At 69.0% G+C, this 25,299-nt stretch carries 25 protein-coding genes; 11 read left to right on the forward strand and 14 right to left on the reverse strand.

Translation table 11 applies throughout. The features are described from left to right. The first annotated feature begins 63 nt into the window (after positions 1–63). Positions 64–1,230, forward strand: a complete 1,167-nt coding sequence (locus ED92_RS22770) for an NAD(P)/FAD-dependent oxidoreductase (protein ID WP_037341838.1) — start codon at positions 64–66, stop codon at positions 1,228–1,230. A 160-nt stretch (positions 1,231–1,390) separates the two neighbouring features. After that, a complete protein-coding gene (locus tag ED92_RS22775) occupies positions 1,391–1,978 on the forward strand; it encodes an NmrA family transcriptional regulator (protein WP_235213348.1) in 588 nt (195 codons plus the stop codon). Here ED92_RS22775 and ED92_RS22780 read toward each other — a convergent pair. Both ED92_RS22780 and ED92_RS22785 read right to left on the reverse strand, forming a co-directional pair. After that, positions 1,954–2,484: an SMI1/KNR4 family protein gene (locus ED92_RS22780; RefSeq protein WP_037341840.1), complete on the reverse strand. Its 531-nt coding sequence runs from the start codon at positions 2,482–2,484 to the stop codon at positions 1,954–1,956. The two genes, ED92_RS22775 and ED92_RS22780, sit on opposite strands and share 25 nt — an antisense overlap. Before the next feature lie 4 nt (positions 2,485–2,488). Beyond that, positions 2,489–3,109 (reverse strand): TetR/AcrR family transcriptional regulator, encoded by a 621-nt coding sequence (locus tag ED92_RS22785; RefSeq protein WP_037341842.1) that lies wholly within the window; start codon positions 3,107–3,109, stop codon positions 2,489–2,491. Positions 3,110–3,210: 101 nt separating this feature from the next. On the opposite strand from ED92_RS22785, the gene ED92_RS22790 reads away from it, so the two are divergent. Then, entirely contained in the window at positions 3,211–4,230 is a 1,020-nt protein-coding gene (locus tag ED92_RS22790) for a hypothetical protein (protein WP_037341845.1), read from the forward strand. On the opposite strand, the gene ED92_RS22795 is transcribed toward ED92_RS22790, so the two are convergent. Both ED92_RS22795 and ED92_RS22800 read right to left on the reverse strand, forming a co-directional pair. After that, the gene (locus ED92_RS22795; RefSeq protein WP_037341847.1) at positions 4,227–5,354 is read right to left on the reverse strand and encodes a bifunctional lysozyme/C40 family peptidase; all 1,128 of its coding nucleotides are present in this window, start codon (positions 5,352–5,354) and stop codon (positions 4,227–4,229) included. The two genes, ED92_RS22790 and ED92_RS22795, sit on opposite strands and share 4 nt — an antisense overlap. Then, positions 5,354–6,313: a nucleoside hydrolase gene (locus ED92_RS22800; protein WP_037341850.1), complete on the reverse strand. Its 960-nt coding sequence runs from the start codon at positions 6,311–6,313 to the stop codon at positions 5,354–5,356. Before ED92_RS22800 ends, ED92_RS22795 begins: the two co-directional genes overlap by 1 nt. Before the next feature lie 53 nt (positions 6,314–6,366). Between ED92_RS22800 and ED92_RS22805 the strand changes: the two genes are divergently transcribed. Continuing rightward, positions 6,367–7,125: an acyltransferase gene (locus tag ED92_RS22805; protein ID WP_007031648.1), complete on the forward strand. Its 759-nt coding sequence runs from the start codon at positions 6,367–6,369 to the stop codon at positions 7,123–7,125. A 136-nt stretch (positions 7,126–7,261) separates the two neighbouring features. On the opposite strand, the gene ED92_RS22810 is transcribed toward ED92_RS22805, so the two are convergent. Then, entirely contained in the window at positions 7,262–7,828 is a 567-nt protein-coding gene (locus ED92_RS22810; protein ID WP_200882738.1) for an NADAR family protein, read from the reverse strand. Between the two features lie 95 nt (positions 7,829–7,923). Here ED92_RS22810 and ilvA point away from each other — a divergent pair, with 95 nt between their 5' ends. Then, positions 7,924–9,180 (forward strand): threonine ammonia-lyase IlvA, encoded by a 1,257-nt coding sequence (gene ilvA / locus ED92_RS22815; RefSeq protein ID WP_037341853.1) that lies wholly within the window; start codon positions 7,924–7,926, stop codon positions 9,178–9,180. Positions 9,181–9,254: 74 nt separating this feature from the next. Here ilvA and ED92_RS22820 read toward each other — a convergent pair whose 3' ends face one another. After that, positions 9,255–10,079 (reverse strand): NAD(P)H-binding protein, encoded by an 825-nt coding sequence (locus ED92_RS22820; RefSeq protein ID WP_037341855.1) that lies wholly within the window; start codon positions 10,077–10,079, stop codon positions 9,255–9,257. A 77-nt stretch (positions 10,080–10,156) separates the two neighbouring features. Next, positions 10,157–11,584: a short-chain fatty acyl-CoA regulator family protein gene (locus ED92_RS22825; protein ID WP_037341856.1), complete on the reverse strand. Its 1,428-nt coding sequence runs from the start codon at positions 11,582–11,584 to the stop codon at positions 10,157–10,159. A gap of 228 nt (positions 11,585–11,812) precedes the next feature. Between ED92_RS22825 and aceA the strand changes: the two genes are divergently transcribed. The 3 genes from aceA to ED92_RS43670 all read left to right on the forward strand — a co-directional run bounded on the left by aceA (position 11,813) and on the right by ED92_RS43670 (position 15,308). After that, positions 11,813–13,099, forward strand: a complete 1,287-nt coding sequence (gene aceA, locus ED92_RS22830; protein ID WP_037341857.1) for an isocitrate lyase — start codon at positions 11,813–11,815, stop codon at positions 13,097–13,099. A 101-nt stretch (positions 13,100–13,200) separates the two neighbouring features. Beyond that, positions 13,201–14,805 carry a malate synthase A gene (aceB, locus tag ED92_RS22835; protein WP_037341860.1) on the forward strand — a complete coding sequence of 535 codons (1,605 nt, stop codon included), beginning with the start codon at positions 13,201–13,203 and terminating at the stop codon, positions 14,803–14,805. 371 nt (positions 14,806–15,176) lie between these two features. Beyond that, positions 15,177–15,308 (forward strand): hypothetical protein, encoded by a 132-nt coding sequence (locus tag ED92_RS43670; protein WP_255355370.1) that lies wholly within the window; start codon positions 15,177–15,179, stop codon positions 15,306–15,308. 155 nt (positions 15,309–15,463) lie between these two features. On the opposite strand, the gene ED92_RS22840 is transcribed toward ED92_RS43670, so the two are convergent. Continuing rightward, the gene (locus ED92_RS22840; RefSeq protein WP_037341862.1) at positions 15,464–16,717 is read right to left on the reverse strand and encodes a glycosyltransferase family 4 protein; all 1,254 of its coding nucleotides are present in this window, start codon (positions 16,715–16,717) and stop codon (positions 15,464–15,466) included. Between the two features lie 108 nt (positions 16,718–16,825). Here ED92_RS22840 and ED92_RS22845 point away from each other — a divergent pair, with 108 nt between their 5' ends. After that, positions 16,826–18,592: a glycoside hydrolase family 2 protein gene (locus ED92_RS22845; protein ID WP_037341864.1), complete on the forward strand. Its 1,767-nt coding sequence runs from the start codon at positions 16,826–16,828 to the stop codon at positions 18,590–18,592. Here the strand turns inward: ED92_RS22845 and ED92_RS22850 are convergent. The 5 genes from ED92_RS22850 to ED92_RS22870 form a co-directional block, all read right to left on the reverse strand. Next, positions 18,580–18,807, reverse strand: coding sequence for a hypothetical protein (locus ED92_RS22850; RefSeq protein WP_037341868.1), 228 nt, complete (start codon positions 18,805–18,807; stop codon positions 18,580–18,582). The genes ED92_RS22845 and ED92_RS22850 overlap by 13 nt on opposite strands. Further along, on the reverse strand, positions 18,807–19,868 hold the full coding sequence (locus tag ED92_RS22855; RefSeq protein ID WP_037342557.1) for a hypothetical protein: 1,062 nt from the start codon (positions 19,866–19,868) through the stop codon (positions 18,807–18,809). Before ED92_RS22855 ends, ED92_RS22850 begins: the two co-directional genes overlap by 1 nt. A gap of 283 nt (positions 19,869–20,151) precedes the next feature. Beyond that, positions 20,152–20,637 (reverse strand): glutathione peroxidase, encoded by a 486-nt coding sequence (locus ED92_RS22860; RefSeq protein ID WP_016336571.1) that lies wholly within the window; start codon positions 20,635–20,637, stop codon positions 20,152–20,154. A 13-nt stretch (positions 20,638–20,650) separates the two neighbouring features. Next, positions 20,651–22,162: a glycoside hydrolase family 57 protein gene (locus tag ED92_RS22865; protein WP_037341871.1), complete on the reverse strand. Its 1,512-nt coding sequence runs from the start codon at positions 22,160–22,162 to the stop codon at positions 20,651–20,653. Continuing rightward, positions 22,159–22,932, reverse strand: coding sequence for a class I SAM-dependent methyltransferase (locus tag ED92_RS22870; RefSeq protein ID WP_037341874.1), 774 nt, complete (start codon positions 22,930–22,932; stop codon positions 22,159–22,161). Before ED92_RS22870 ends, ED92_RS22865 begins: the two co-directional genes overlap by 4 nt. A gap of 70 nt (positions 22,933–23,002) precedes the next feature. Between ED92_RS22870 and ED92_RS22875 the strand changes: the two genes are divergently transcribed. Then, the gene (locus tag ED92_RS22875; protein WP_037341876.1) at positions 23,003–23,425 is read left to right on the forward strand and encodes a hypothetical protein; all 423 of its coding nucleotides are present in this window, start codon (positions 23,003–23,005) and stop codon (positions 23,423–23,425) included. Here ED92_RS22875 and ED92_RS22880 read toward each other — a convergent pair. Continuing rightward, positions 23,406–24,257 carry a DegV family protein gene (locus ED92_RS22880; RefSeq protein ID WP_081975891.1) on the reverse strand — a complete coding sequence of 284 codons (852 nt, stop codon included), beginning with the start codon at positions 24,255–24,257 and terminating at the stop codon, positions 23,406–23,408. The two genes, ED92_RS22875 and ED92_RS22880, sit on opposite strands and share 20 nt — an antisense overlap. Before the next feature lie 243 nt (positions 24,258–24,500). Between ED92_RS22880 and ED92_RS22885 the strand changes: the two genes are divergently transcribed. Then, positions 24,501–25,286 (forward strand): electron transfer flavoprotein subunit beta/FixA family protein, encoded by a 786-nt coding sequence (locus tag ED92_RS22885; RefSeq protein ID WP_037341879.1) that lies wholly within the window; start codon positions 24,501–24,503, stop codon positions 25,284–25,286. Positions 25,287–25,299: the final 13 nt, after the last annotated feature.

Raw genomic sequence — 25,299 nt, forward strand, 5'->3', positions numbered from 1 at the left:
CTGTCAGGTTTCGTGTCGCTGCCCGGTTCAGGCAGCGAACACCGACCGGACAGGAGTGAGACCATGAAGCACCGAATCGTCGTTCTCGGAGCCGGATACGCCGGAGCCAACGCCGCCGGGCGGCTGGCCAAGCGGCTGCACCCCGCCGACACCGAGATCACCCTCGTCGACGCCGACGCCGAGTTCGTCGAGCGGGTCCGCATGCACCAGCTCGCGACCGGCCAGGACCTGAAGCCCCGTCTGCTGACCGACGTGTTCGCGGGTACGGGTGTCCGGGTGCGGACGGCGTGGGTCACCGCGGTCGACACCGAACGCAAGACCGTCGCCCTCGACGACGGGGACATCGCCTACGACACGCTCGTCTACGCCCTCGGCAGCGCCGCCGCGGACAGCGGTGTCCCCGGCGTCGCCGAGCACGCCCACCACATCGACGGCAAGGGTTCCGCGCTGCGGCTGCGGGAACGTCTCGCCGACCTCGCCGCGGGCGGGACCGTGCTCGTCGTCGGCGGTGGTCTCACCGGCATCGAAGCCGTCACGGAAATCGCCGAAGCCAGGCCGGATCTCCAGGTCGCTCTCGCGGCCCGCGGCGGGCTCGGCGACTGGATGAGCGAGAAGGCTCAGCGTCACCTTCGCGGGACTTTCGAGAGGCTCGGCATCACCTTGTACGAGGACACCGACATCACGCGTGTGGGGCCGGACGGTGCGACGACCGCGGCCGGCCGCGGGATTCCCGCCCAGGTGACCGTCTGGACGGCCGGTTTCGCCGTCCATCCCATCGCCGCCGCCACGACCCTGGACGTCTCCGCGACGGGACGGATCGTCGTCGACGACACGATGCGGTCGGTCTCGCATCCGGACGTCTACGCCGTCGGTGACGCCGCGCTCGCGACGGGTGTGAACGGGACGCCGCTGCGGATGTCCTGCGCCTCGGGAGTTCCCACGGCCTACCGCGCGGCCGACGCCATCGTCGCCGCCCTGACCGGAGGCTCGCTCCCCGAGAACAAGATCGGGTACACCGGCCAGTGCGTCAGCCTCGGCCGCCGCGACGCCGTCGTGCAGTGGGTGACCCCGGACGACCGGCCCAAGGACTCGGCGCTCACCGGTAAAACGGCCGCCCGGCTCAAGGAGATCATCTGCAAGGCCGCCGCCTGGAGCATCTCGCACCCGACGTCGATGCTTCCCGTGCGGCGCCGCCGCGTCGTCCGGGCCGAAGAACTCGCCGGCGTCTGACCATCCGCCCGCCGAACAAAGGAACGATCATGATCCTGATCACCGGAGCGAACGGCGTCGTGGGACGTCAAGTGAAGACGCGATCCAGATCAGCCCGCGGGCGACAGGCCCCGGTCTCGAAGAGCTGCTGAAGCTGGCCGCCGGACGAGGGGTGCGGCGGGTGGTGCTGCTGTCGGCCACCACCGTCGAGTACCCGGCCGGGGAGGCGCGGTTCGCCGCCCAGTTCAAGAAAGCCGAAGCGCTCGTCACACGCTCCGGTCTGGAGTGGACAGTCCTGCGCCTGGCGGATTTCGCCGCCAACGCGCTGGCCTGGGTACCCCAGCTCCAGGCGGGTGACGTGGTGCGCGGCGCGTACGGCCGCGCCGCCACCTCACCGATCCACGAAACCGACATCGCCGAGGTCGCCGCGCGAGCCCTTCTCGGCGACCTCCCGGCGGGGTCGGTGTCCACGCTGACCGGTCCGGGATCGGTCGACCAGCACGAGAAAGTGCGGCTCATCGGCGCGGCCGCCGGCCGGGCACTGTCCTTTCAGGAGCTTCCGCCCGAGCGGGTACGGCAGGGAATGCTCGCGCAGGGACTACCCGAGGAGGTCCCCGACCGCCTGCTCGGTTCCCTGGCCGACTACAGCGAACGCCCCGGGCCCACGACCACCACGGTGGAAGAACTCCTCGGACGGCCCGCGCTCACTTTCGCCGACTGGGCGCGCGACAACGCGCCGGCCTTTCAGGCCCAGCCGATCCGCTCGTAGAACGGCGTGATCCACGCCCGGAACCGATCACCGTGGGCTTCACGGGCGGCGGCCACGACGGCGTCCGGATCCTCGGACGGCGTCAGGCCCCGCCCCCGGAGCCACTCGACGAACAGCTCGTGCGAGCCGCTGTGGTCGTCGTCTTCCGCCCGGTAGTAGTAGGCCGAATCGTGGTCGACCATGATCTCGGCGTCGAAACCCAGCAGCCGCAGGAAATCCGTGAAGTCGCGGGCGACGACGTGCTCGCCGCCCTCGTCGCCGAAGACGACGACGGGTGCGAGGGCGAGGTCCGTTTCGTCGTCGGCTCGCCAGATGGCGTAAGTCGAGCCGCTCCCGTTCGCCTGGGCGAAGGGGATCAAGCGCGAGAGGAACGCCGGGTCGTCCAGCTCCTGGGGGAAGCTGCTCTTGTCGTCGTAGTCGTACAGCTCGAAACCGTCGGCGAGGTAGTCGCGGGTCGAGTCGTAGAGGTCCTTCAGCTCGTTCAGGACCGGAATCGGTGAGTACACGCGGTCACCTTATGTCGCGACGGGCCTCGGCGGCGTCGAATGCGGGCGCGAGGGGCGCGAGTGCGCCGCGGAGCAGGTCGGGCAGTGAGCCGGACGGTACGACGAGGCCGCCGGCCGAACTCGGCTGGAGCCATCGCTGGAGCGCGATCCGCACCGCCGCGGTCACGCTCGCCGCGAGCACATGGGCGACGTGCGGCGGGATGTCGTCCTGGCGTCGGGCGATCGCGTCGGCGAGGGGCAGTTCGAGCGCGCTGGTGGTGTCGGCGAAAGCCTCGCGCAGCGCCGGACGGGTGGTGATCAGCAACAGGGCGTCGCGTTGGTGCTCGCCCGGGTCGGTGTACTGCTCGACGATCGCCTCGATCACGGCGTCGGCGAGGCCTACTTCAGCGGGCTGGGCCGCCACCGCGGCCGCGATCCGCGCTTCCCGTTCGGCGGTGACGGCGGCGACGATGGCCTGTTCGCGGCTGGAGAAGTAGTTGTTGTAGGTCCGGGGCGAGACTCCGGCGGCTTCGGCGATGTCGTCGACGCGCACGTTTTCCGGGCCACGCTCCAGTGCCAGCCGCAGCGCCGCCTCGCGCAAGGTCTTCCGGGTCGCCTGCTTCTTCTGGTCGCGCAATCCGGTCACCGGCCGAGTATCCCAGCAAACTTGCGCGAACGCAAACTTGCGTGCGCGCAAGTTTCTGCCTACTCTCGGGCACCACATTCCGACATGAGAGGACCGAACCCATGCGTGCCAAAGGAATCGCCTACGACACCGGCTTCGTCCGGGGCGGCCGGATCTCCCGCGAGAACTTCGATCTCGACCTGGTGAAGCGCGAACTGGCCGTCATCCGTGACGATCTGCACTGCAACGCCGTGCATCTCGTCGGCGGCGATCCGGAGCGGCTGGAGCAGGCCGCTCACCTCGCCGCCGAACTAGGGCTGGAGGTCTGGTTCTCGCCCTACCCGCTGGAGCTGACGCCCGAGGAGATGCTGGCGTTGTTCACCGACTGCGCTCAGCGGGCGGAACGGGTCCGGCAGGCGGGAGCGGAGGTCGTGTTCGTCACCGGCGTCGAGCTGAGCCTCATGGACCACGGATTCCTGCCCGGTGCCGACATCACCGAGCGGCTCGAACGACTTTTCAGCAGGCCGGAGAGCCTGGGCGAGCGAACCACCGAAGCGAGCGCGCGCCTCAACGACTTCCTCGGCGACGCCGTGGCGGCGGTCCGCCGGCACTTTCACGGGAAGGTCACCTACGCCTGCATCCCGTTCGAGCGGGTCGACTGGAGCCTCTTCGACATCATGTCGGTCGAACTCATCCGGTCCGCGGAGGTGGCCGACCGATTCCAGGAAGGGGTGCGAGCCCTTGTGGGGCAAGGAAAACCGGTCGCGATCACCGGTTTCGGCACGGCCACCTGGCGCGGCGCCGGCGATCAGGCGCCCCGCAGCATGGAGATCGTCGAGCACGACGAGAAGGGCGACCCGGTCCGGCTGAACGGGGAGTACGACCGCGACGAGACCGGTCAGGCCACCTACCTGCGTGAGCTCCTGGAGATCTTCGACGCCGAAGGTGTCGACGGCGCCTTCGTCTACCTTTTCGCGCTCTCCAACTACCCGCACCGTCCCGGCGACCCTCGCCGTGACTTGGACTTGGCCAGTCTCGGGATCGTCAAAGTCTTCGAAGACCGCGACGGTGACACCTATCCGGGCATGCCGTGGGAACCCAAGGCCGCGTTCAGCGCCCTCGCCGACTACTACCGTTCCTAGGCCGTCGGGCGGCCCGCTCCGGCGTAGTCGTCGCCCTGTTTCCGGTAGGTGTGCACCTGCACCGCCTGCCCGGTCTGCGGGGCGTCGATCATCTGCTGGTTCCCGATGTACAGCCCGACGTGGTGGATCTTCGTGTTCGGCTCGCCGTAGAAGATCAGGTCGCCCAGCTGGGGATCGGTCACCTTGTTCACGCTGTGGTACTGCGTGTGGGCGGTGCGCATGAGCTTGACGCCGGCGCTGGCGTACGCGGCCGTCGTCAGGCCGGAGCAGTCGAAACCGGGGTCGCCGCCGCCGGTGCCGTTGCCGCCCCAGACATACGGCAGCCCGATCTTGTCGATGGCGAAGTTGACCGCGCTCAAGGCCGCCGCGTTCGGCGGCTGCGGGTTCTGGCCGACCGTGCCGTAGACGTTCACCGTCGCGAGCGTGCGATGCATCAGCAGCGGCGCGGGTTGCAGCGTGCTCACGGCGTTCCACCACGTCTGGCCCTGGCCGAGGTCGCGGCCGCCCGCGCACAGGGCACGCCCGGCGGTGAGCGTGGCGTCGTCGATGTTCTGCGGGTCCGGTTTCCCGCCGCTGGCCGACGCCTTGAACCGGTCCCACACCGACGGCGTCAGCTGCAGCGGGCCGCTCGCGTTCGCCGACGAGACGACCTTGTTGTAGAAGTCGCGGACCTCGACCGCGCCGAGCGGTTTGGTCAGCACGCCGTCGGCGTTCAGCCCCGAACCGGCGGCGCGGCCGTGATCGGAGGCGATCTTCCCGAGCGCGGCCAGCGTCACCCAGGAAAGGCGGCAGCCCGGCGTTTCCTTGCTCAGCGCCACGGTGGTCTTCGCGTACCCGGTCATCGCGCGCAGCGGGATGTCGAGCCAGCCGCTGGTCTTCGACACCCAGGCGTCGAACTCCTGTCCCATCTGCTGCGGGACCTTCGGCTGTTCCTTCGGCATCTCCGCCGGGGCGGACGACGACGGCGGCGGCGTGGGCGGGGCCGAGGACTCGACTGCGGCGGCCTCCGTCTTCGGCTCCTCCTTCGGCGCGAAGGTGATGGCGGCGACCAGTGCGGCACCCGCGACGACGACCGCGGCGATGATCACCGGGAGTCTGCGACGGCGCGAGGTTTCCTGCTCCATCACCGGCCCCCGGTGATCCGGCCGAGGACGAACTCGCGGAAGGCGTCGACATCGGTGGTCAGCGCGACGTCGATGGTGCGGCCGGGCACGGCCTGCGGATCGGTGCTTCGCAGCCTTCGCCGGTCTACCAGTGTCGCGCCTCGGGCGGGGCCGAAGCCGCACTCGACGTCCACGGGGTACGACTCGACGTCGAGGATGCCCGGCCGGATCGCCTCGGCCACCGCGACCGCGTCGTGCATGACCATCCCGGGGAGACCGAGGATCGGGGTGTAGTGCTCGACGTAGGTGGGCGTCAGCGCTTCGAGCGCCGCGCCGAGCGGACCGGACGCGGCGAGTTTGCCGAGCCAGCCGGTGTCGACCGAGCATTGATGCGTGATGTCCAGCGGGACCAGCACCGTCGGGATGTCCTCGTCGACCAGCACCCGGCGCGCGGCTTCGGGGTCGCTCCAGATGTTGAACTCGGCCGCGGTGGTGGAGTTCCCCTTGGTCACCCCGCCGCCCATGATGACGATCCGGCCGATCTTCTCGCGGATGTCCGGATGGGCGGCCAGCAGCAGCGCGATATTCGTCAGCGGGCCGATCGGGGCGATGGTCACCGGTTCGTCGGCGGCTTCCAGCAGATCCACCAGCAGGCGGACGGCGCCGCGTTCGTCGAGCAGGCGCTTCGCCTCCGGCAGGATCCCGGCGTGGCCGGACAGACCGTCCTCGCCGTGGACGAACCCGGCGGGCTTGGCGTTGTCGTAGACCATCGGCCGCGCGGCACCGGCGGCGACGGGCACGTCGTCACGGCCGAAGAGCTGGAGCAGGCGGCGGGCGTTGGCGGTGGTGTGGCTCAGCGGGACGTTGCCGAACACCGTGGTCACGCCGAGCAGGTCGACGTCCTCGGATTGCGAGGCCAGCGCCAGCGCGAACGCGTCGTCGACCCCCGGGTCGGTGTCGATGATCAGCTTGGTGCCCATGCGCGTGCTCCCCTTTGCGGTCGGCGGCCTGTTCACAGGTTACGGTCACCGGTATGACGTCCATGTGGGGTGCGCCCGCGTTGTCGCGGCTCCGCGCCTGGGGCCAGGCCCGTCGTGATCCGCGTCAGGCGAAGTTCCTGACCAAGGACTCGCTGCGCTGGGTGCTGCGAAACCGCGCGTACACGCCTTGGTACCTCGTGCGCTACTGGCGGCTGCTGAAGTTCCGGATCGCGAACCCGCACATCATCCTGCGGGGGATGGTGTTCCTCGGCAAGGACGTCGAGATCCACTGCCGTCCCGGCTACGGGCGGCTGGAGATCGGCCGCTGGGTGCACATCGGCGACGGCAACGCGATCCGCTGCCACGAGGGCTCGCTGCGCATCGGCGACAAGGCCGTCTTCGGGCGGCAGAACGTGCTCAACGGCTACCTCGACATCGAACTCGGCGCGGCCACGCTCGTCGCGGACTGGGTGTACATCTGCGACTTCGACCACGTCACCACCGACATCACCGTCCCGATCAAGGATCAGGGCATCGTGAAGTCGCCGGTGCGGATCGGGCCGGACACCTGGATCGGCACCAAGGTCTCCGTGCTCAAGGGCACCCGGGTCGGCCGCGGCTGCGTCCTCGGCGCGCACGCCGTGGTGCGGGGCGAGATCCCGGACTACTCGATCGCCGTCGGCTCGCCGGCGCGCGTCGTCCGGAACCGCCAGGACGACTACGCCGCCGACGCCGCCCGCCGCGAAGCCGTCGCGGACATGGCCCGCAAGGCGAACAAGGCACTGCAGAAGACCCTGGGCGTCGACTCGTAACTCGCGTGATCGAGGACGTGACTCGCGTGATCAGAGACGTAACTCGCGTGATCGGAAGCCGCAGACACGAGTTACGCCTCTGATCACGCGAGTTACGCCTTCAAGCACGCGAGTTCGGCCTCTGATCACGCGAGAACTAGCCGCGCAGCTGCTCGCGGACCTCCATGAGCGCGAAGCCCAGGAGGTTCTGCCCGCGCCAGTAGTCGGGGCGGGTGGCGTTCTTGTCCTCGCGGGCGAGGCCGCTGCCCCAGACCAGGTCCATCCTGGACGCCTCGACGATCACCTTGTCGCCCGTGCCCAGCAGGAACTCGCGCTCCTCGGCGTGCTGACGGAACTTCTCGAGGTTCCCGTCGATGACGATGTCGAAGCGGTGCCGTTCCCACACCTCGGCGTCGAAACCGGAGACCTCACGCCCCAGGATCTTGGCGGTCTTGGGATCCGGCGCCTGACGGATGTTCGCCGCCGCCTCGTGATCGCCGAACAATTCCGCCTTGCTCGCCATCATGAAATGCTCGGCCGTCGGGTACCGCTCGCCGTCCACCACGAACGGCGCCAGCCACCACTGGCTCAGGCACGCCGCGTTGACCCGGCCGCTTTTGAGCGGGGTGTGGCCGTAGAAGAGCTGGTACTCGGGCTCCGCGCCACTGTGGACCAGCTCGCGCAACGCATCGAGACTCCGGACTCCGTCGACCTTGCTCACCATGGCGACCAGTGGACCACAGGCCACCGACAACCCTGTGACGCACCCACTGGACCACTCTCCGTCGTGGCCGGGGCCGGTCAGTACATTCAGCATTCGTGCAAGGGATCGAAACGGTGAGCGCCCGAACGGTCGAAGAGGCCGCCAAGCGATTGGCCGGGGTGGTGACCCGCACGCCGCTCGAACCGAACGAGCGGCTTTCGGCGCGGGTGGACGCCCGGGTCTGGCTCAAACGCGAAGACCTGCAGACCGTGCGCTCGTACAAGATCCGCGGCGCCTACAACTTCATCGTCCAGCTCGACGCGGAGCACCGCGAGCGCGGCGTCGTCTGCGCGAGCGCGGGCAATCACGCGCAGGGCGTCGCGTACGCGTGCCGCCGCCTCGGCGCGAACGGCCGCGTCTACGTCCCCGGCACGACTCCCCGGCAGAAGCGCGAGCGCATCGCGACGCTGGGCGGTTCGCATATCGAGGTCATCGTCGTCGGCGAGACCTACGAAGACGCCTTCAGTGCCGCGAAGCAGGACGCGGAGAGCACCGGCGCGACGCTGGTCCCCGCGTTCGACGCGCCGGAGACGGTCGCCGGTCAGGGCACGGTCGCGATGGAGGTCGTCGCGCAGCTCGGGTTCGTCCCGGACGTCATGGTGGTGCCGGTCGGCGGTGGCGGCCTGCTCGCGGGGATCGCCGCGTGGGCCGCGGAACGCGCGCCGGAGATGCGGATCGTCGGGGTCGAGCCGTCGGGCGCGACCTGTATGGCGGCCGCGCTGGCGGCGGGGGAGCCGGTGCGGCTCGAGAGCGTCGACACCTTCGTGGACGGTGCGGCGGTCGCGCTGGCCGGATCGGTGACGTATCCGCTGGTCCGCGACGGCGGTGTCGAGCTCACCGACGTCGCCGAGGGCGCGATCTGCACCGAGATGCTCGCGATGTACCAGTCCGACGGCGTGATCGCCGAACCCGCGGGTGCGCTCGCGACCGCCGCGCTCGGCACGACGGTGAAGATCGACCCCGGGCAGATCGTGGTGTGCGTCGTCTCCGGCGGCAACAACGACGTCAGCCGCTACGGCGAGGTGCTCGAACGGTCGTTGATCCACGAAGGACTGAAGCACTACTTCCTGGTGGGATTCCCCCAGGAGCCCGGCGCCCTGCGGCGGTTCCTCGACGAGGTCCTCGGGCCGGACGACGACATCACGCGGTTCGAGTACGTGAAGCGCAACAGCCGGGAGACCGGCCCGGCGCTGATCGGCGTCGAACTCGCGCGGCCCGGCGACCTTGAAGGCCTGCTGCACCGCTTGGAGGTCAGCCCGCTCCAAGTCGAGCGGGTGGAACCCGGCAGCCCGCTCTTCCACTTCCTGGTGTGACCCCCCTCCCGCGTTTCGTCCTCTGAATGCGGTCCTTGCGCGTGCAACGACCGCATCCAGAGGACGAAACGCGGCTAGCGGAAGGCGGCCAGATGTGTCCGGGCCCAGGTCGCGAACGGTCGCGGCTCCCGTCCAGTGAGGTCCTGGACGGCACCCGTGACCTCGGAGTCGTCGAACTCGCCCTCGGCGAAGAAGCGGAAGAAAGCGTCGACGTACTTCGCCGGCATCTCCGCGCTCATCGTCACCCGCGCCTCGGCGTCCGAAAGCGGATCCAGGCGCAGCTCCCGCCCGAGCAGTTCGCTCAGGACGCGGAGCCGGTCGGCCGGCCGGAGCGAACCCGGACCGGTGATGGCGTACGCCCGGCCTTCGTGTCCCGGCGTGGTCAGCGATTCCGCGGCGACGGCGGCGATGTCGTACGGATCGATCGTCGCCACCGGCACGTTCGCGAACGGCTCGCGCACGACGTCCCCCGCGCGAAGCTGCGCGATCCATTGGAGCGAATTCGACATGAACCCGCTCGGCCGCAGGAAGGTCCACGGCAGCTTCGAAGCACGCACCGCCGCCTCGGCCGCCATGTGCATCCCGGCGACGGCGTTGTCCGCGTGCCCGCCGACGACCGAACGGGACGACAACAGTGTCACCTGCTCGACACCCGCCTCCCGCATCACCGCGAGCGCGCCGGGCATGTCCTCGTAGCCGCCGAGCAGGAAGACCGCCCGGACACCGTCCAGCGCGGGTTTCAGGCTCGTCGCCTCGTTGAGATCGCCCACCACCGCTTCGACGCCGTCCGGCAACGGCCGCGGTGTGCGGACCAGCGCCCGGACGGGATGCCCGCCGCGCGCCAGGATTCCGGTCAGTTCCGAGCCGACGTTGCCGCCTGCCCCGGTCACCAAGATCATCCAGTTCTCCCCAGTGCGGTGGCCGCCGTCACACCGGCGGCCGTCGACGGCAACCCTGCCAGGGAGATCAGGACGGCTCAAGGCGCCTTCGGCACCGCCGGGTACGGGACGAAGGTGCTCGTGTTCTCGTCGACGGTGAGCTGCTTGCCGATCGTCGGGAACGCGCGCTGCGAACAGGCCGGACGTTCGCAGACTTTGCAACCCATGCCGATCGGTGTGGCCGCCGCGCGGTCGTCGAGGTCGAGCCCGGTCGAGTAGATCAGCCGTTTCGCGTGCCGCAGTTCGCAGCCGAGGCCGACGGTGAACGTCTTGCCGGGGCTGCCGTAGCCGCCGATGTTGCGCGACACCGTCCGCGCGACCCAGAAGTAGCTCTTGCCGTCGGGCAGGGTCGCGATCTGGGTGAGGATCTTGCCCGGCTGGGTGAACGCCTCGTAGATGTTCCACAGTGGACACGCGCCGCCGACGCGGGAGAAGTGGAAACCGGCCGCGGACTGGCGTTTCGACATGTTCCCCGCCCGGTCGACGCGCACGAACGAGAACGGCACGCCGCGGTTCTTCGGCCGCTGCAACGTCGAGAGCCGGTGGCAGACGGTCTCGAAGCCGACGCCGAAGTGGTCGCACAACCGCTCGATGTCGTAGCGGAAGCGTTCCGCGGTCGACAGGAACGGTCCATAGGGGAGGATCAGCGCGCCCGCGAAGTAGTTCGCGAGCCCGACCCTGGCCAGCGAACGCGCGGCGGGCCCGGAGAACGCCCACGAATCGGCGAGTTCGGTGATCAGGTCGTCGTATTCGAGCAGGGCGATCTGCGAAGCCATCCGGAACGCTTGCTGTCCGACGCGCAGGCTCGGCGCCAGCCGCAGCACCCGCGGCCCGGGTTCGTACCGGTGCTGTTCGCCGTTGGCCTCGTCGATGCCTTCGCTGGTGACGTCGACGCCGTAGCGCTGGATCAGCGTTTCCTTCAGCGCCGCGAGCACCTGACCACGCTGGAGCGGGATGTCGTGCGCCATGCGTTCGGCGCGTTCGTCCAGCTCGGCGACGTAGTTCTCCCGCTCGTAGAAGAAGTCGCGGACCTCTTCGTGCGGCAGGGCGGTGGCGGCGCTTCCGTGCAGGCCCAGGCCGTTTTCCGTGGTCAGCGCGGCGGTGTTCTCGACAGCGTTGCGGTAGCTGCGGTGCAGTTTGACCAGTGCCTGGGCGATCGTCGGCAGGTTCGTGGCCAGGTCGTTGAGCTCGCTGTTCGTGACGTCCACGCCGAGGACCTCGTCGAGCAGCGCTTCCTTCACGTCCGCGACCAGGCGGGCGGTGTCGTTGTTCGCGAAGAACTCGGTGTCCACTCCGAACGCTTGCGTGATGCGAAGGAGCACCGGGACGGTCAGCGGCCGCGAGTTGTGCTCGATCTGATTGAGGTAACTGGGTGAGATCTCCAGCACACGAGCCAGATCCGCCTGGCTCATCGACCGGCTTTCGCGCAGATGCCGCAGCTTCGCTCCGGCGAAGGTTTTGTCCACTGAGGCCTCTCTGTCCGCAAGGTTTCCGGGCCTGAACGATTCAGTGAACGGTCAAGCACGTGGATTTTCGCTCCGCTTGCGAACCTGCGATTCGCAACCTTTGCAAGATGCTACGGAAGCTTCGCAGAAATTGGCAAATTGGAGGCCTGGATCGGATTTCCCCAGTCGTGTCAGGGTCGGATCAGGAAAGGCGATCACTCGCAAACTTCGCAACACCGGGAGAATCCGATGACTCAGCACGCGCAGCAGCTGGAGCAGGCGGCCGCCGAACTGGCCAAGCAGTGGGAGACCGACCCCCGCTGGGCGGGCGTGAAGCGGTCGTACTCCGCGGCTGACGTGGTCAAGCTGCGCGGCAGCGTGGTCGAGGAGCACACGCTCGCTCGCCGTGGCGCCGAGAAGCTGTGGGACCTCCTGCACACCGAGGACTACGTCCACTCGCTGGGCGCCCTGACCGGTAACCAGGCCGTGCAGCAGGTGCGCGCCGGCCTCAAGGCCATCTACCTGTCGGGCTGGCAGGTCGCCGCCGACGCCAACCTCTCCGGCCAGACCTACCCGGACCAGAGCCTCTACCCGGCCAACTCGGTGCCCGCCGTCGTCCGCCGCATCAACAACGCGCTGGGCCGCGCCGACCAGATCAACTGGGCCGAGGGCAACACCGACATCGACTGGTACGCCCCGATCGTCGCCGACGCCGAGGCCGGCTTCGGTGGCCCGCTCAACGCCTTCGAGCTGATGAAGGGCATGATCGCCGCCGGTGCCGCGGGCGTGCACTGGGAGGACCAGCTCGCTTCCGAGAAGAAGTGTGGTCACCTCGGTGGCAAGGTGCTCATCCCGACCAAGCAGCACGAGCGCACGCTGAACGCCGCCCGCCTCGCCGCGGACGTGCTGAACGTGCCGTCGCTGATCGTCGCCCGCACCGACGCCCAGGCCGCCACGCTGATCACCAGCGACGTCGACGAGCGTGACCGCAAGTACGTCACCGGCGAGCGCACCGCCGAGGGCTTCTACAACGTCACCAACGGCATCGACCCCTGCATCGACCGCGGTCTGGCCTACGCCGAGTACGCCGATCTGCTGTGGATGGAGACCTCCAAGCCGGACCTGGAGGTCGCCCGCCAGTTCGCCGAGGCGATCAAGGCGAAGTACCCGGACCAGATGCTGGCCTACAACTGCTCGCCGTCGTTCAACTGGAAGAAGCACCTGGACGACGCGACGATCGCGAAGTTCCAGCGCGAACTCGGCCACATGGGCTACAAGTTCCAGTTCATCACCCTGGCCGGCTTCCACGCCCTGAACTACTCGATGTTCGACCTGGCGCACGGTTACGCCCGCGAAGGCATGACCGCCTACGTCGACCTGCAGGAGCGCGAGTTCGCTTCGGAGGAGCGCGGTTACACCGCCACGAAGCACCAGCGCGAGGTCGGCACCGGCTGGTTCGACAACGTCGCGACCGCGCTGAACCCGGAGAGCTCGACCACCGCGCTCGCCGGTTCCACCGAGGCCGAGCAGTTCTGATCCCTCGCAAGTAGGTGCCAGGTGGCGGTCTCCGGACTCCCAGCGGAGACCGCCACCTCCCATCCCCCTCTATCTCTCGCGAAGCCCAGCGGAGGCACACCATGGTTGAGAAGCTGAACTACCGGATCGACGTCTGCGGACCCGCCGGTGACCGGTTCGCCGAGATCCTCACCCCGGCCGCGCTGGACTTCGTGGCCAAACTGGACAACGCGTTCGCCGGCCGCCGCCGCGAACTGCTCGACGCGCGCCGTCTGCGCCGCGAGAAGCTGCAGTCCGGTGAGGAGCCGCTGGGCTTCCTGCCCGAGACGCACGCGATCCGCGACGACAGCAGCTGGTCGGTCGCGCCGTCCGCGCCCGGTCTCGAAGACCGCCGCGTCGAGATCACCGGCCCGACCGACCGCAAGATGACGGTCAACGCGCTCAACTCCGGCGCGAAGGTCTGGCTCGCCGACTTCGAGGACGCGACCTCGCCGACCTGGCACAACGTGATCGACGGACAGCTCAACCTGTTCGACGCGATCCGCCGCAACATCGACTTCACCACCGAGGCCGGCAAGCGCTACACGATCGGCGACGACCCCGCGACGATCGTCGCCCGCCCCCGCGGCTGGCACCTGGTGGAGAAGCACATCCGCATCGACGGCCGCCCGGTTTCGGCGAGCCTGGTCGACTTCGGCCTCTACTTCTTCCACAACGCGCGCCAGCTGCTGGCCCGCGGCAGCGGCCCGTACTTCTACCTGCCGAAGCTCGAGAACCACCTCGAAGCGCGGCTGTGGAACGACGTCTTCCTGCTGGCGCAACGGGAACTCGGCATCCCGCGCGGCACGATCCGGGCCACCGTGCTGATCGAGACGATCACCGCCGCGTTCGAGATGGAGGAGATCCTCTACGAACTGCGCGAGCACGTCGCCGGGCTGAACGCCGGCCGCTGGGACTACATCTTCAGCGTCATCAAGAACTTCTCGTCGCACGGCGCGGACTTCGTGCTCCCGGACCGCGCGCAGGTGACGATGACCGTCCCGTTCATGCGGGCCTACACCGAATTGCTGGTGCGCACCTGCCACAAGCGCGGGGCGCACGCCATCGGCGGGATGGCCGCGTTCATCCCGAGCAAGGACCCGGAGATCAACGCGACCGCGCTGGAGAAGGTCCGCCAGGACAAGGAACGCGAGGCGAACGACGGTTTCGACGGCTCGTGGGTCGCGCACCCCGGCCTCGTCCCGGTCTGCCGCGAGGTGTTCGACAACGTCCTCGGCGGCTGGCCGAACCAGCTCGGCAAGCTCCGTGAAGACGTCGTCGTGACGGCCGAGGACCTGCTCGACATCGCCAGCGCGGGCGGCGAGGTCACCGAAGCCGGTGTCCGCGCCAACATCAACGTCGCGCTGCGCTACATCGACGCTTGGCTGCGCGGCACCGGCGCGGCGGCGATCCACAACCTGATGGAGGACGCCGCCACCGCCGAGATCGCGCGCTGCCAGGTGTGGCAGTGGATCCGCAACGGTACGAAGCTCGAAGACGGCACCGCGCTCACCCGCGAACTCGCGGTGTCCTATTTGGACGAAGAGCTGGCGTCGGTGCGTTCCGAACTGGGCGAGGACACCCGGCTCGACGACGCCTACGAGATCTTCACCGAGACCGCGCTGGGCGAGAAGCTGCCGAGCTTCCTCACCACCGGTGCGTACGCGCGATACCTGACCACGCACTGATCGAGGCTCCGGCCGCCCCTACCTGACGCGGGGCGGCCGGGTTCCACACCGGTTTGGGACGGTGTGGCCCATCGGGTCCGGTGGCGGAGGCTCCCCGCCACCGGACCCGCTTCACGCGCGCGCTCTTCCGGTAGCGCTGTCGGGCGTGCGCCTCGCGGCGGGGACCCCGCTCACCCCCACACCGCAGTGGGCGGGGTCTCCGCGGCTTCACTCACGCGAGTTCCGGCTCCGGGCACTCACGGGACCGGACGAATCGGTCACGGACCGCGATTAGGTAGGGGTACCTAGTGATACCCCCGTTGTTTCGGCGGCGGGTCGCGCGGATGCTCGGCGCCGGGCGGGAAATCCGCCCGTTTCCCCGAGGAGCCACCATGAAGAAGCAGTTGAGAACGCTCTTGGCCGCGACCTTCGCCGTCCTCGCCGTCGCCCTCGCCGCTCCCGCGGTGTCCGCTTCGGCCGGGATCTCGGTGCAGCCGGACTGCGTCCGGCCCTGCCACTTCTGATCTTCGCCACCTAGAGCAGCCCCGGGGGTCGTGCCCCTCGCGACCCGCGACGCTCGTGAAGGGGGATCCGGGTCCCCCGACGTCCCGGATTCCCCTTCGCCCCCCGCATTCAGAGGACTAAATGCGCCCCGCCGCGTTTAGTCCTCTGAATGCGATCAGGGCTCGAAGGCGTTGCCCGTCGCGATCTTCGGCCGCCCCAGTTCCACCGGCTCGGCGACGCGAGCCTTCCGGTAGACGGCCACGGTCGCCTCGGCGATCCGGCCCCAGTCGAAGTCCGCCGCCAGCCGCGACTGCGCGGTCAGCGCCCGCCGGGCGGCGGCGACCTCGTCGTCCAGCACCGCCTCGACCGCGTCCCCGAGGGCGTCGACGTCGCCGGGGCTGAATGCCAGGCCGGTCTCGCCGTCGACGACGACCTCGCCGAGCCCGCCCGCGGTCGAAGCCACCAGCGGCGCCTTCGCGGCGGCGGCCTCCAGCGCGACGATCCCGAACGGTTCGTAGCGGCTGGGCAGCACGACGGCGTCGGCCGCGGCCAGCACGGCGCGCAGTTCGCGGTCCGACAGGTGCCCGACGAAGTCGACCGCGCGCCGGATGCGCAGTTTCCGGGCCTGGTCGACCAGTTCCTCCAGATGCCGTCCCTTGCCGGCGACGACCAGCCGCGTCCCCGGTTTGGCGCGGCGGATCCGGGGGAGCGCGGCGAGCAGGTCCTGCACGCCCTTCTCCCATTCCAGCCGTCCGAAGTAGAGCAGCAGCGGCGCGCCGGAGGGGCTGTAGACCTCGCGTGCGTGCGCGACCTCCTCCGCGGGCACCTGCCAGGTGCGTTCCTCGATGCCGTTGTGGATCACGGTGACCGCGTCGCCGTCGACCTCGAACAGATGCGCCACCTCGCGGCGCATGGCCTGCGAGCAGGTGATCAGCGCGTCCGAGCGGTTCGCGAGCCACCACTCGACGGAGTGCACCTGCTGGTTCAGCGGATGCGAGAGCCAGCCGGAGTGCCGTCCGGCCTCGGTGGCGTGGATCGTGCCGACCAGCGGCACCCGCGCGGCCTCCGCGATCGCGATCGCGGGATGGGTGACCAGCCAGTCGTGCGCGTGCACGACGTCCGGCTGCCAGCCGCGCAGCAGGTCGGTGGCGGCGCGGACCATCGCGTGCCCCATGGCCAGCGTCCACGCGACGAGGTCCCGTTCGAAGGTCACGTGCATCGGGTCTTCGGCGACCCGGATGATCCGGACGCCCTCGACCACGCGATCGGTCCTCGGATGGGTCTCGGCGTCGGTGCCCGCCGTGTGACGGCACAGGACGACCACGTCGTGCCCCTGCCGGGCGAGATGCCTGGCCAGGGCGTGGACGTGCCGTGCGAGTCCGCCGACGACCACGGGTGGGTACTCCCACGACAACATCAGCACGCGCATGGGTGGAGGTTACTCGTGAGTCGGTCGGCGGCGGGACGGGGCGATCACCCCCGCAGGTGACGCCGACCGAGGGCGACAGCGGCGGCGATCTTTGCCACCATCGGGTCGATGACGTCTTCGGTGAACACGGCCGGACCGGCCTTCAAGACCGTCGAACCGGTGCTCTCGACGCCGTGGTCCGCGCAGGTCGGACCCGGCAACGCGCTGCCCGAGTACCCGCGTCCGAGGCTGGTCCGCGAACGCTGGCTGAACCTCAACGGCGTCTGGGAGTACGCGGGCAGCGGCGCGCCCCGCCGCGACGGGTACGGCGAGCGGATCCTGGTGCCGTTCCCGCCGGAGTCGGCGCTCTCCGGCATCAGGCGACGGGACGAAACCCTCTGGTATCGCAAGGTTTTCCACGTCCCGTCCGGCTGGGACGGTCAGCGGGTGCTGCTCCATTTCGGCGCCGTCGACCAGTCCGCGACGGTCTGGGTCAACAACCAGCGGGTGGCCGTCCACGAAGGCGGGTACACGGCTTTCAGCGCGGACATCACCGACGTCCTGCGCCCGTCGGGATCGCAGGAACTCACCGTCCGGGTGACGGATCGGACCGACGCCGCGACGCATCCCGTCGGCAAGCAGCGGAACGACCCGAAAGGGATCTTCTACACCGCCGCCTCGGGTATCTGGCAGACCGTCTGGCTGGAGCCCGTGCCGTCCGCGCATATCCGGGATCTGCGTCCGACCCCCGATCTCGATGGAGTGACGGTTGTGCCCAAGGTCACAGGCGGCGCCCGCGTGGAGATGATCGTCAGCGAGTCCGATGGCGCGGAGGTGACACGCGTCGAAGGACCCGTTGGGCGGCAGTTGCGCGCGGACGTGCCTTCGCCGCGCCTGTGGACACCGGACGACCCTTATCTCTACGACCTCCGGGGCCGTTTGCTCGACGAGAGCGGCAACGTGCTCGACGTCGTCGAGTCCTACGCCGGGCTCCGGACGATCGGGACGGTCGCCGACGCCCAGGGCAGGCCTCGGATCGCACTCAACGGCCGGATCACCTTTCTTCACGGCCCGCTCGACCAGGGGTATTGGCCCGACGGGATCTACACGGCCCCCACCGACGAGGCGCTGCGCTTCGATCTGGAGAAGACCAAGGAACTCGGCTTCAACTTCGTCCGCAAGCACGTCAAGGTCGAACCGGAACGCTGGTACCACTGGGCGGACAGGCTGGGTCTGCTCGTCTGGCAGGACATGCCGTCGCTCACCGTCTCCTTCGACGGTCCACCCGGGACGGCGCCGGACCCGGTCCCGGAGGCGCGGGCGCGGTTCGAAGCCGAGCTGACCGAGATGATCGAGCAGCTGCGCGGAGTGACGTCGATCGTCGGCTGGGTGCCGTTCAACGAGGGCTGGGGGGAGTTCGACACCGCGCGGATCGCGAAGCTGGTGAAGGACCTCGATCCGACCAGGCACGTCGTCGCGAACAGCGGGGTGAACTGCTGCTTCTCCCGGCCGGACACCGGCGCGGGTGACGTCCACGACGACCACACCTACGTCGGGCCGGGGAGTCCCGCGGTGAAGGACCACAGGGTGATCGTCGACGGCGAGTACGGCGGGCTCGGCCTGGTCGTCGACGGACATCGCTGGCCGGGAGAGCCGCAGGCCTACGAGATGACGCCGACTCCGGCAGAGCTGGCCAAGCGCTATGCCGAGGTCAGCGGGCACCTCGAACGGATCGTCGCCGGAACCGGCCTTTCCGGCGCGATCTACACGCAGACCACCGACGTCGAGAACGAGGTCAACGGCCTGCTCACCTACGACCGGCGGGTGGTGAAGGCGGACGCGGAATCCGTCGCCACCCGCAATCGGGCGGTCATCGAGACGGGTCAGTCCGGCTGAGCCTCCACCGGGCCGCCGGAGTCACGGACCCGGACGGGCACTCCGAGCAGCTGAGAAGGCAGCTGCCCGGAGTCGTGACCGGGGGTCATCCACACGTCGATCGTGGGTGACCCCTCGGCCTCGCCCTGTCCGACCCCGACCACTCCGGGGACGTCGTCGAGCCACCGGGACGCCGTCACGAGGGCGGCATCGACATCGGATACGTCTTCGGCCACTACGGATGCACCTTGATCCCGAGCGAGGCCTCGACCAGCGTGATCCGGTTGACCACGGTGACCGACGGCGAACCGGCGAACAGCAGGCCGACCGCGTTCTCGCTGAGGTCCGTGACGAGGCTGCCGGAGTCGCCGCCCGCGGAGAAGGCCGTGGTCAGCAACTGCTGCGCGAACCTGGCCACCTTGCCGCCGCCGTAGTTGACGTCCACCGTCGCGTTGATGTTGGTGATCCGCCCGGTCGTCCAGTTCGTGGTCCGGCCGGTCTTCTGCACGAGGGTGCCGACCGCGGGGGCGACGTTCGTGCCCTTGAGGTCGCCGACCCAGTAGATCCGCCGGTCGAGGTCGTGGAACTGGCCTTCGGCGATGGCGGCGTCGACGAAGTTCAACGGGACCGGTTGCCCTGGCTGGATGAACTTGATCGGCACGAACCGGCTGAGCCTGGCGATGACGTCCGCGGGCGCGGTGCCGCCGTCGAACGGTCCCGGCTGCAGGATGGGGTCGCCGATGGCGGCGGCGTTCGAGTTCGCCAGGACGTGGTTGTTGGACAGGATGTAGTACCTGGGCGGAATCCCGGGCAACGCGGTGGCGTCGTACACCGCGGTTCCGTAGGTGCCCGCGGTGATCTTGAAGTGACCGACGCTCACGCCGCCGAAGGCCGGGCGGAACCGTTTGGCCAGGGTGAACGGGCCGACCTGTTGCTGTGCGAGCTCTTCGGGACGGCTGAGCGACGGCGTCGACGGCTCGTCGAGCAGGCCGGGCAGCCCGTTGCCCTTCGTCGCGGTGAGGCTGCGGCCGGCCTGGAGTACGCCGACCTCCTGCACGTCGGTGGGAACACCGGAGACGGTCTGCGGGATGACGTCCTGCTTGCGGAGCAGATCGCGGGGCAGCTTGGTCTCGACGAGAACCGTCAGAGCCTTCTCTTCGGTGTCCGTGCCTCCCGCCCACTTCGTACCGAGGGCGACCCCCACGACGTTCTGGCGGGCGAAAAGACTTTCTTCCTCGGATGCCTGTACTTCGGCCAGTGACTGGAATTCCTTCGGGATCATGTTGCTTTCGATCATGTCGGCCACACTTTTCTGGTTGTCGGCGTTGACGAAGTGCGGGACTCCCGACGAAAGAGTCTTCCCCTTCTGCGACGGATGGCGCCATAGTGCAATCGGGTATGGCGCTTCACGCTGAGACGTCAGGATTTCCCTTGTGTGGCAAGGGTTTGTGATCGATCAACCGGACATCGTCCCGGCGTCGCGGCCGTTGAGGGACTTTGGTCACCGATTCACCGGAAAAGGAAACGGGCGGGCTCGCCGGATCACTCCGGCGGGCCCGCCCGTTCGCGAAAAGCGGTGATCAGCCGATCGCGGCGTCGATCGCCTTGGTGATCGTCTCGTCTTCGGGTTCGGTGCGCGGGCGGAATCGGCCCACCACTTCACCGGACGGGGCGACGAGGAACTTCTCGAAGTTCCACTGGACGTCGCCGGCGGCACCCTCCGCGTCGGCCGCCTTGGTCAGTTCGGCGTAGAGCGGGTGACGGCTTTCCCCGTTGACATCCAGCTTTTCGAACAGCGGGAACGAAACGCCGTACGTGGTCGAGCAGAAGGTCTGGATCTCCTCCGCGGTACCCGGCTCCTGGCCCGCGAACTGGTTGCACGGGAACCCGACGACGGAGAAACCCTTGTCCGCGTAGCGTTCCTGGAGCTTTTCCAGCCCGGTGTACTGCGGCGTCAGCCCGCATTTCGACGCCACGTTCACCACCAGCAGCGTCTTGCCTTCGAGCGCGCCGAGCGTCGTGTCCTCGCCCGCGAGCGTCTTCAGCGGGATGTCGTGGATCCCCATGATGCCCCTTTCGTCATTTCCTCAGCAGATCGCGCGCGTCGACGTGACCGAACGGCCCGTCGTCGCGCCGGAACGCGGCCGCGGTCTCCCGCGCGCGGCCGAGTGCTCCTTCCCGGAGCAGCCCGGCGAGCGTGTCGAACCGTTCCGTGTGCACTTTCGCCCGCCGCCGCGCGTAATCGGCGGCGGAGTCCTTGGTGACCATGAACGCCCAGTCGCTCGAAAGCGCCAGCATCGCTTCGGCGACAGCCTGATCGCGGACGGAGTCGCGGGTCGTCGTGTCCATCCCGGCGACGAGGTCGAGCATCCGGTCCTGCAACGCGGTGTTGTCCCGCACCATGTCGGCGACCTGCTCGCCGTCCCAGACCCGCCAGTCCTTGCCCGAACCCCACGACGAGGCCGGGAGATCGACCTTCCCGCCGAGGTGACCGGCTTCGAGCGCGCCCTTGAGCGTCGTGACGCGGACGCCCGCCTCGGGCAGCGCGCGCAGGACGCCTTCGAGCCACGCCGGGCCCTCGTGCCACCAGTGTCCGAACAGTTCCGTGTCGTACGCGGCGACGACGAGCGACTCGCGGCCGTGCTCGGCCTTGAGCGAACGCAGGCGGGCGACGACCGTGTCGACGAAGTCCTGGACGTGGCCGCCGAGGGTGGCCGTCGCCATCGCCGGGTCGTACGGCGCCTTGTCCGGCGGCTCGACGGTCTTGCCGGTCACCCGCGAGGGTTTGAGACCGACTTCGTGCGCCCAGGTGTGGAAATCGCGATAGGCGGCGTGGCCGGGATAGCCGGCCTTCGGTGACCAGACGCGGTACGTGACTTCGAGGTCGCGGCCGAAGCACACGACGTCGGAGTCGCCGACGGTCCGCGCTGCCGAGGTGTCGCCGTGCAGGGAAGGCCCGTCCACCATGAACCGCTGGACACCCGCGGCGGCGTATCCCGCTTCCATGCCGGGCGCGTAGCCGCATTCGGGTGCCCAGATGCCCTCGGGACGCCGTCCGATCCGCAGCGCGGTGTCGGCCAGGCCGCCGCGCAGCATGAAGTCGCGGACCGCCGGGTCGAGCAGCGGCTGGAACGGATGCGCCAGCGGCCCGCCGAGCAGTTCGATCGTCCCGTTGTCCACAAAGGATCGGAGGATCGGGGAGAAACCGTGCCGCCAGTGGGTTTCGAGTTCTTCCGAGGCCTTGAGCGCCGTCCGGTACTCGCTCGCCGCGAGGTCGCGCAGCAGCGGATCGCCGCGCCACAGTGTGGACGCGTGCCAGGAGCGCAGCTGCCAGTGGCCGAGCCAGTCGTGGAAGGCGTCGATGCAGTACGGGTCGTCGAGCTGGGCGGCGAGGATCGGCGTCATCCCGAGGGTGAGGACGTCTTCGCGGCCCTCGTCGGCGAAGCGGCGCAGGAGATCGACCATCGGCAGATAGGAATGCGCCCACGCCTGGTAGAGCCATTCTTCGCCGACCGGCCAGGATCCGTGATGCGGCAGCCACGGCAGGTGGCTGTGCACGACGAGGCAGAACGTGCCCTCGTGGTCGCTCATCGGCGCACCGCCACGGCGACCAGGTCGAGGCTGGCGTCGAGGTCTTCGCCGTGGATCGCGAAGTCCGCGGCCTTGATGCCTTCGACGTCGGCGAGCAGTTCCGCGGGCCAGCTCGCCTGCCCGGGCAGCTGCCCCATGACGACGTTGAGCTGGGCGTCGATGATCGAACCGCCGTACTTGGCGTCGAGCTTCGCCACGCCTTCGCCGTGGTGGAGCCCGTGCAGCGTCTCGACCTCGAAACCGGCGTCACGCAGCAGTCCGTCCAATTCGGACGGTGCGAGCTCCCTGGTGTGGAACGGGTTGAGCGGGGTGTCGCTGTCCGGGGTGAAGGTCAGCCGGTTGGGCGTGGTGACGATCAGCCGTCCGCCGGGGGAGAGCACGCGGCGGCATTCGGCGAGGAAGGCGCCCTGATCCCAGAGATGCTCGATCACCTGGAAGTTGGCGACGACGTCGACCGAGGCGTCCCGCAGCGGCAGGAACACCAGGTTCGCCCTGGCCACGCCGATGCCGGGGTACCGGCGGGCGACGTGCTCGGTGGTGGGGACGTCGTAGTCGAGGGCGAGCACCCGCTCGGCGACGGTGGCGATGAGCCCGGCGCCGTAGCCCTCGCCGCAGCCTGCCTCCAACACGGTCTTGCCTTCGCACAGCGGCAGGAGCTTTTGATACGCGGCCTCGTGGCGGCGGTACCAATAGTTTTCCTCGGCGATGCCCGGCACGGTGCGTTCACCGGTGAGGTGCAGCGCTTCGGCCCTGGTGGCTGGGGTGGTCACGCCGCGACCCTACCGGCCGGTCACTTCGGCCCGCGTGTCACGTTTCGCGGCGCCACGCAGTCCAGGAGGTATGCAACGGACATTCACCCGCGTACTGCTCGTCGTCTTCGGTCTCATCGAACTGCCCGTCGGGCTGTGGCCGCTGTTCAGCCCGGAGGGCTTCTACCGGGACTTCCCGGGGTTCCGCACCGGCTGGGTGGCGATGGACGGCCCCTTCAACGAGCACCTGATCCAGGACTTCGGCGGCCTCAACCTGGCGCTTTCCGCGATCCTGATCGGCGCCGCCGTGATCGGGACGACGGCGGTGGCCAGGTTGGCGGCGCTCGCCACCTTCTGCTTCGGGTTGCCGCATTTCCTCTACCACCTGGGTCACGTCTCGCATTTCGAGCCGGTGGACCAGGTGCTGATCATCGTGACGACGGCGCTGGGCGCGGTGCTCCCGGTGGTGCTGGCGCTGATCCCCTCGAAGCGGACTACACCGGCGACACCGTGATGCCGATGGCGCCGGGCCCGAGGTGGGCGCCGAGGATCATGCTGGCGTCCACCAGGGTGCTGTCGACCATATGCGGCAGCCGCGCCCGCAGCCGCCCGCCGATCTCGAGGTCGCGTTCGTCCGGGCCGAACCGGGTGATGGCGACCTCGACATCCTGGTCACCCGCACATTCCACCGCGAGGTCGACGAGTTTGTTGAGCGCCCGCCGCTGGCCCGGCACCCGGGTCAGCGGGGCGACCTCGCCGTTCTTCAGCGTCAGCAGGGGTTTGATCGAGAACGCGGAGCCGAGGAACGCCTGCGCGGCGCCGATCCGGCCGCCGCGGCGCAGGAACTCCAGCGTGTCGACGTAGAGGATCTCCCGGCTGCCGCGGAAACGGCGTTCGGCCGCGTCGATGACGCGGGTGGCCTGCCCGCCGGCGGCGGCGACCTTGGCCGCCGAGGTCGCCGCGAAACCGAGGCTCATCCCGGTGGTCCCGCTGTCGAGGACGTGCACGGGGATGTTCACCTGCTGGGCGGCCTCGCGGGCGGCGTTCACCGTCTCCGACATCCGTCCCGAGATGTGGACGCTGACGATCGCGGACGCGCCCTTGCTCGCGGCGTCCTGGAACGCCCAGAAGAACGCGGCGACCTCGGGCGGCGCCGTCTTCACCGGCGTCCCCGCCCGCAGATGGCCGATGATTTCCTCGCGGTCGTAGCGGTTCTCCTCGTCGAACTGCTCTCCGACCTGCAGTTGGACCTGAACGACGCCGATTCCCCAGCGTTCGGCGACCGGGGCGGGAAGGCAGGCGGTCGAGTCCGTGATCACGGCGACAGGGCCGGGCATGGAACGCATGGTGGGGCAGGTTATCCCTTCACCATCTCCGGGAGTACCCCGGAATACGGCCGTTCGGGTTAGTCGGCCGGTTACACTCACTTCCGGGTGAATTACCTGGACGATGGTCCCACTAAAACGTGCATCCAGGTGAATGAGGTCACCTCGGCGGGCCGCGGCGCTGAAATGGCCCTAATCTACCGGCCAGTAGAGCTGTTGCCCCGTGGCCGACGCCGGCCACTAACGGGAGGTCGAAGTAGACCCATGACGAACATCGTTGTCCTGGTCAAGCAGGTACCGGACACCTACTCGGAGCGGAAGCTCTCCGGTGCCGACAACACTCTTGACCGCGAATCCGCCGACGCCGTGCTCGACGAGATCAACGAGAAGGCCGTCGAAGAAGCACTGAAGATCAAGGAAGCCGGCGAGGGCGAGGTCACCGTCGTCTCGGTGGGTCCCGACCGCGCGACCGACGCGATCCGCAAGGCGCTGTCCATGGGCGCCGACAAGGCCATCCACGTCTCCGACGAGGCCCTGCACGGTTCCGACGCGATCGCCACCGCCAAGGTGCTGGCCGCCGCGATCTCGAAGGTCGAAGGCTTCGACCTGGTCATCACCGGTAACGAGGCCTCCGACGGCCGTGGTGGCGCCGTGCCGGCGATCATCGCCGAGCTGCTCGGCCTGCCGCAGCTGACCCACGTGAACGAGCTGACCGTCGAGGGCACCTCGATCAAGGCCGACCGCTACACCGAGGACGGCGTCACGCACCTCGAGGCGAACCTGCCCGCGGTGGTGAGCGTCGGCGAGAAGATCAACGAGCCGCGCTACCCCTCCTTCAAGGGCATCATGGCCGCCAAGAAGAAGCCGGTCGAGACCCTGACTGTCGCGGACCTGGGCGTCGACGCGGCCGAGGTCGGCCTCGGCAACGCGTGGTCGTCCGTGCTCGAAGCCTCCCCGAAGCCGCCGCGCACCGCCGGTGAGCGCGTCGAGGACGAGGGTGACGGCGGCAGCAAGGTGGCCGCCTACCTGGTCGCGCAGAAGCTCATCTGAGACAGGTTTCGAG

It is taken from the genome of Amycolatopsis sp. MJM2582, assembly GCF_000754115.1.
Taxonomy (GTDB): domain Bacteria; phylum Actinomycetota; class Actinomycetes; order Mycobacteriales; family Pseudonocardiaceae; genus Amycolatopsis; species Amycolatopsis japonica.